Raw genomic sequence first — 6463 nt, forward strand, 5'->3', positions numbered from 1 at the left:
GATCTAATCCTCCCTCGATCCTGGCTTACGCCGGTTCCACATCGACGCTGCTTTCATGCGCCAACTGATTTGCGTTCCATTTGAAGAGCTTAAAGCCGAGGTGCCCCCAGCCGCCCGCAAGCTCCAGCGGCTGGATCAGGCTCGCCATCGCGTTGTTCATGGGCTTGGCCTGCTCGTATTGGTGCGGCTCCCAGCCATGCTCCATCATGATCGCAGTGGTGGGCAGACTGGGGTAGAACTTGGCCTGGGCAAAGAACTCGCCAATCCCGTTGAAGATCCGCACCTTGGAGCCATCGGTGATGCCCTTTTCGGCCGCGAGTTGCGGGTTGATGTAGATGTTGGGCTCGCCGCGTTGCAGGCGCATCATGAACTTGTTCGAGCGCCAGTTCGAATGAATGCCCCAGCGTGTGTGCGGGGAATAAAACGATAGCGGGTAGTTTGACGCTTCTGCCCCCGCATGATGCCGCGCGGTGGGCACGGTTGCGCCCATTCTCATGAACGTCTTCTGGTCGCAGAAGAAGGTGATGCGGCCTGTGAGCGTCTCATAGGGCTTCTTGTCCTCTGTCTGCGCGACGAAGGGATTGTAAGGCTCATCCACCGGGATCGGCTGGTTGTTCCCACCCTCTGCCGTCATCACGATAAAGCCCTGCTCGGCGGCATCCTCAAGTGTGACACCGCCCATCTCGGGGCTGTTGTCCACGAGCCATTTGGTAGCGTCGTAATCGGTCAGCAGCGCGCCTTGCATGGTGAAATCGTCGTAGATCGTGTGCAGATCGCGCGTGACAGCACCGTCTTCATAGCCTTCGGTGATCCCTCGGGCGATGGCGCGCTCTTGGATCTTCTGCGACAAGAGCACCATGATTTCCCAGTCGGGCTTGGCTTCGCCAATTGGGTCGACAGGACGCGAGAAGACGTTGATGAAGCGGTGGTAACCAACCGATCGCAGATCCCACGCCTCGTAGTGGCTTGCGGCGGGCAGCAGGTAATCCGCCCATTGCGCGGTGCTGTCCATCCGCACGTTGATGTCCACGAAGAGGTCCTTCACCTCCTCGAGGATGCGCTCGCGATATTTGTCGGCGAATTTGTTGCGGCGGAACTTGTTGTCGGCGATCGAGATCAGCCCCTTCATCTCGCCGTTATATGGCATCCAGCCTTCCGAGATACTCTCGTTGATCATCTCTTCCATCTCATCGAGATCGAAGCCCACGCGCTCCTTGAGTTTGGCGTTGTCGAAATGCTTGCGGGCGTGGTCGATCATGTGGCCACGCTGGAACTCGGCCATACCGCCGGGCTCAAGCCGGGGAAATTTTTCAAAGCCATAGAGCGCAAGGCTGAGCCAGGGGATGTGCTTCCAGTCGATCCAAGAGGTGTCGACGCCGCCGGTTTTGCCGCCATGACCGGTGAGCGCAAGCATCAGCGACTGCGCCCAACCGGTGTATATTCCGTTGGAATAGCGCCCGATGTTGAAGCCCAGCATCAGGATCGCCTTCCTGGCATTTGCAAAGGCGCGGGCCTCTTGCCGGACCATGTCCGGGGCGATGCCAGTGTCAGCTTGCGTCGCCTCAGGGGTGAACTTGGCGGCCTCTTCCTTGACCTTCTCAAAGACCGTCGTGACCTCAATGCCGTCGACCGTAAAGGTGCCTTCCAGCGCGGGATCAACGCCATCGAGCGCGATGGTCTTGGTCTTGGCGGCGTCCCCCATTGAGCCCTTGATCATCACAGCGGCGTCTGTGTTCAGGTCCCAGTGATAGAAGTTCTGATCCGAGCCGCCATCTACGAGGTCAGCCTCACGCAGCATCATCCCCGTGTCAGTCCGAACCAGCACCGGCAGATCGGTCTGTTCCTTCATGAAGTCTGGCTTATAGAGCGCCTCCTCGATGATCACGTTCACGAAAGCCATCGACAGGAACGGGTCGGCGCCCGGCTTGATAGGCATCCACAGATCCGCATGGATCGAAGATGGATTATAGTCAGGCGCGACGGAAACGACCCGCGCCCCGTTCCACTTCGCTTCCCAAATGTAATGGGCATCCGGGATCCGCGTCGCATTCGGATTGAAGAGCGACATCATGATGTAGTCGGCATCGAACCAGGCATCCGAGGTGAAGCTTTCCAGCGGGTTGCCATAGGCGAGATGCGTGCCGGTGTTCAGATCGCCGACATCGGTGAAGATATCGAGCTGCACACCGCCCACCAGCGAGGCAAACCGGTAGGGTGCAGCGAAGCGGACCATCGACAGGTTGCCAGAGCCCGTGTGGGTCATCAAATTGCCGGGGCCGTAGTTCTCGAAGATGTCGATCACCTTGTCTGCGATCTCTTCGGTGATCTCGTCCCACTCCATGCGCTGCCATTTGCCTTCGCCGCGCTCGCCGACGCGCTTCATCGGATAGCGAAGGCGATCACCCTCATACATGGCCGCCGAATGGATCGCGCCTTTTTGACAGCCGCGCGGATTGGCGTCCGGGACATTGGGGTTGATCTGTGGGTATTTGGCGAGCTGTTCCTCGCGGATGACGATGCCGTCTTTGACATAGACATCGAAGGCGCAGTTGCCGACGCAGTTGATGCAATGGGCCGCCTTGCCGATCTTGTCCCAGGTGTATTCGCGGCGGTAGAGATCTTCCCAGTCGCGATAGGGATAATCCTCGCCAAGCGTGTCCTCGATGGGCTCGAGCCGGTTGAGGGACCAGGCCTTGTTGGCAGCCAGAACGCCCGCCCCCGCAAGTGAAGACGTTTGCAAGAACTCACGACGCTTCATGCGCAGCATGTCCATCCTCCCTATGTAAGCTTGCCCAGTCGTGTGGGCCGGTCTTTTGTCAAGAAGTGTAGCTGCGATCTGCGCGCCAAAGGCAGCGAAGTTGTGAACATGATGTAAACGAGTTGTAAACGAAACCGCCGAAGGCTTTGCGTCATCCGGATTCAGTGTTTTAATGCGGTTCAGCATTGCTTGGGAGGACGGCCGCCCCGGTCGTTGGCAAATGCAGAACAAAGTTGAACACGCCACGCCGTCCGGTATCGGGCGGAATAGCCGGATCGACGCGGTGACAGATTTTCTGGAACAGCGCCTCGACGCTTTGGTTGATCAGTCCATCGAGATTGCCAAGACAAACGGGTATGCGCCGTTCACCACGACGATCCGCGCCGCTTGGGTCGAGGCGATTGTCAGCGTCACAGACTCGCTGAGAACTTACCTTTCCGGCGCGGCGGACGCGCCCGGTGGGCCGATGGCAACCCTTGAATACGGCACTGACCCGCGCTTTGCCCGGATGCGCCAGATCGCGCGCCTGCATAGATCGCTTGGCATCACACTGCCGATGTATATCGGGCTCTTCAAGCATTTCCGGAACCTCTATCTGGCCGAGATCGCGCAGATCCCTGGCGGCGCCTGCGCAGAGGAACAGGCCAAGGTCCGCGATTTTTTTGACGCAACCGAGCTCAGCATCGTCGCCGACTGGAACGACAAGAGTGACAACTTGCGCCTCCGAGAGCTGCAAGAGCGCTCGCGTGCGATCTCGCTCGACAAGGATCGGTATTTCGCGATTTTTGAGAGCCTTCAAAACGCGGCTTTTCTTCTAGATCGAGCCGGGAACCTCGTGAATGCAAACCAGGCCTCGGCTGAGCTGTTCCTGGGTAAAGATGCGCAGGCGGGGGACATCATCTATCTGCGCTCGATGCGGCTTCGCAAAAAGTCGCTTCAGGCGATCATCGACCAGATTATGTCGCGTGCGCTTCCCGCTGACGAGCCGATGTGGCTCGACACGCTTCATGGGCCCCGCTGTTTCGACATTCGTCATCGTGCGCTGCACGACGCGGTGGACAACACAGCTCTGGGCCACGTCGTTTTGCTCAACGACGTGACAGCCCATCAACGTCGCGCAGAAGAAGCCAAACAATCAGAGCAGGGGATGTCGCGCTTTCTGGCAACCATGAGCCACGAGATCCGCACACCGTTGCATAGCGTTCTGGGCGCCGCCGAGCTTCTGCACACGGCCAATCCGTCTGTGACCAAGACCTACCTCGATCTGATCGAGAGCGCTGGCAAGGCGCTTTTGCAAACGTTGAGCAACGTGCTCGACTATTCGAAATTCGAGAACGAGCCACCTGTCGCGCGTCCAGCGGACACGGACCTCTTCGAAGAGATCAAGGCCTTTTGCCGCTTCGCTTCGGTCGGTCGAAATCTTGAACACCCACGGCTCAGCTTTGACATCGACCCCGGCGTGCCCAAAACGGCCAACCTGGACTGGGGGAAAACGCAGCAGGTTCTCAGCAATCTGGTCTCTAACGCGCTCCGAGCCGACAATGGCGAGGGGGTAGAGATCTCGATTTCTTGCCACGCACCCACCCCCGACGCCCGGGTGCTGCGCTTTGCGGTGCGTGACCATGGCGACGGCATTCCTGACGCCGCCGCCGCGGCGCTGTTTCGCCCGTTTGACACAGCAAGCGCGCGGGACACGGGCGACGGAGGCTCCGGCCTGGGGCTGGCGATCTCGCACCATTTGGTTGAGGCCATTGGCGGACGGATTGGGTATCAAAACCAATCGCAGGGCGCTTTGGTGTGGTTTGAGGTGCCGCTCAACTCGGTCAAGGCGGAGCCTGACCATGGCGCAGAGACTGCAGCCTCTTCCTCAGGCACTCCTGCGTCGATGCTGCTTTGTCTTTTGGTGGATGACGACCCTGTTGGCTCCATCGTGACCACAGGGCAGCTTGAACGACTGGGGCTGCTGGTGACCCGGGCCGCCTGCGTTGCCGAGGCCATGCGCCTTGCGGCCTCCGCGCGCTTCGATGTGTTCGTCGTGGACTATCTTCTGCCCGATGGCGATGGGCCCAGTTTGGTGAAGTCGCTCAAAACAAATGCTGCGCGGCACGCCAAGTTTGTCGCTCTGACCGCCAATGTCGAGGCGCTGACGGGCAAGACCGAAGACTTTGATCAGGTGCTCGCCAAACCCGCTGGACAAGTGGGCCTATCCTCCGCGCTTTTTGGCACCGCCTCGCGGCCCCAAGTGGCACAAGCGGGACCGATCAGCGGCTTTGACGGGCTGCAAGGCCTGTCGCCGGAAACGGTCACGGCAATGATCGCAACCTTCGCATCCGCCTGGGCTGAGTTTCGGAGCGATCTTTCCGACCTTCGTTCCGCGCCCGAAAAATCCGAGCTGGCCATAACCGCTCATCGCCTTGCAGGCAGTTGCGCTGTTCTAGGGCTGTTCGAACTCGAGCCGCCGTTGCGCCAGCTCGAGACCGCATGCCTTGACCCGGATCACGACATCGACCTTGCGTTCTTTTTTCCAGCGCTCGACCGTGACTTGACGGCTCTTTTGTCCTGGCAACGCCTGAATGCGCGCTGGTCCGCTGAATGAGCGGGACGGCAGCATACCGCGTCAGCAGGGCAACGGCTGGACGGGCCGCGGTTCTTTGTATTGAAGACGATCCGATCGTCCAGTTGATGCTGGACGATATTGTTGGTGGCGCAGGTGGAACTTGCGTGATTGCAGGGAGTGCGCGAGAAGCAGAGCGCCACCTCGCCCAAGAACAGTATGGGCTGGTCGTTCTGGATCGCAGACTACCTGACAGCGACGGGTTGCTCTTGATGCAAAACATCAAAGACAGCAGCAATTGCCCCGTCATTATCCTGAGCGCGATGGATGACACGCGAGATAGGCTCTTGGGCATTGGTCTCGGCGCGGCGGAATACGTGACGAAACCGTTCAACCCACTCGAGCTGACCAGCCGGATACGGCAACTGTTGCGCGCGCGAACGGAAGACGACGCGGACAAAGGCGTTTTCGAAACCGCAGACCTCGTGTTCAACCCGCGATCTCGGCAACTAGAAGCAGGCGGTCAATCTACCATCCTTGCACCGGCGGAATCGAGACTGCTTCAGGCCCTCTTGACGAATGCAGGCGAGGTGCAAACCAGGGATCAACTCTCCCGCGCCGCGAGCGGTCGGGATTGGACCCCAGGGGACCGAACCATCGACGTTCTAATCAACCGTCTGCGGCGCCACCTGAAAAATGCTCCCATCGAGATCAAGACGGTTCACAGGACCGGATACTTTATTTCCTTGGAGCGCAAAATGCTGTCCAAGCGGTAGCTGTCCGGCAAGAAACAGGCTGGCGCAACCCGCGTTGGCCAGCGCCAATGCGCGGACCACGGGCAAAAAACGTAGAACAGAGGTCTTCGCGCGACCTTGACCGCGCAGGAAGGAATTGCGCGCGTAGAGTTTCTCCGATTTGACTTGACCGAGAAGCTCAAAATCCACTTTGGCCGCATTACGAATAATTTCTCGCAACCGAAACGAAAGTTTGCCTTCCGCGTGTGGCACTTTTCGCCGCCATGTCAAACCGCAGAATGCAGACTTCGGCTCTCGGAAGCGGAATGGCTGACATGTCCCGCTTTGCTGGAATCCAGCCAACTGCATTGTGTTTGATCCTTCGGAAGGCATAGTTGGCACTGAGATGAAAACTGC

General features: G+C 59.1%; 4 protein-coding genes. 2 read left to right on the plus strand and 2 right to left on the minus strand.

The window, feature by feature from the left end:
• Positions 1-25: 25 nt before the first annotated feature.
• On the minus strand, positions 26-2767 hold the full coding sequence (locus MUB52_RS16520; RefSeq protein WP_263845344.1) for a molybdopterin-dependent oxidoreductase: 2742 nt from the start codon (positions 2765-2767) through the stop codon (positions 26-28).
• Between the two features lie 211 nt (positions 2768-2978).
• On the opposite strand from MUB52_RS16520, the gene MUB52_RS16525 reads away from it, so the two are divergent.
• Positions 2979-5354, plus strand: a complete 2376-nt coding sequence (locus MUB52_RS16525) for an ATP-binding protein (protein WP_263845345.1) — start codon at positions 2979-2981, stop codon at positions 5352-5354.
• Positions 5351-6088 (plus strand): response regulator transcription factor, encoded by a 738-nt coding sequence (locus tag MUB52_RS16530; RefSeq protein ID WP_263845346.1) that lies wholly within the window; start codon positions 5351-5353, stop codon positions 6086-6088. The genes MUB52_RS16525 and MUB52_RS16530 overlap by 4 nt, the downstream gene beginning before the upstream one ends.
• Before the next feature lie 178 nt (positions 6089-6266).
• Here MUB52_RS16530 and MUB52_RS16535 read toward each other — a convergent pair.
• Positions 6267-6463, minus strand: a 197-nt coding sequence (locus MUB52_RS16535) for a hypothetical protein (RefSeq protein WP_263845347.1), incomplete at its 5' end; no start/stop codon positions are given.

It is taken from the genome of Roseobacter sinensis (genome assembly GCF_025755255.1).
GTDB classification, from domain to species: domain Bacteria; phylum Pseudomonadota; class Alphaproteobacteria; order Rhodobacterales; family Rhodobacteraceae; genus Roseobacter; species Roseobacter sinensis.

Excerpts from the sequence above, each read along its gene's own strand:
- MUB52_RS16520 (WP_263845344.1), bottom strand. The coding sequence starts at position 2,767 with ATGCTGCGCATGAAGCGTCGTGAGTTCTTGCAAACGTCTTCACTTGCG.
- MUB52_RS16525 (WP_263845345.1), top strand. The coding sequence starts at position 2,979 with ATGCAGAACAAAGTTGAACACGCCACGCCGTCCGGTATCGGGCGGAAT.
- MUB52_RS16530 (WP_263845346.1), top strand. The coding sequence starts at position 5,351 with ATGAGCGGGACGGCAGCATACCGCGTCAGCAGGGCAACGGCTGGACGG.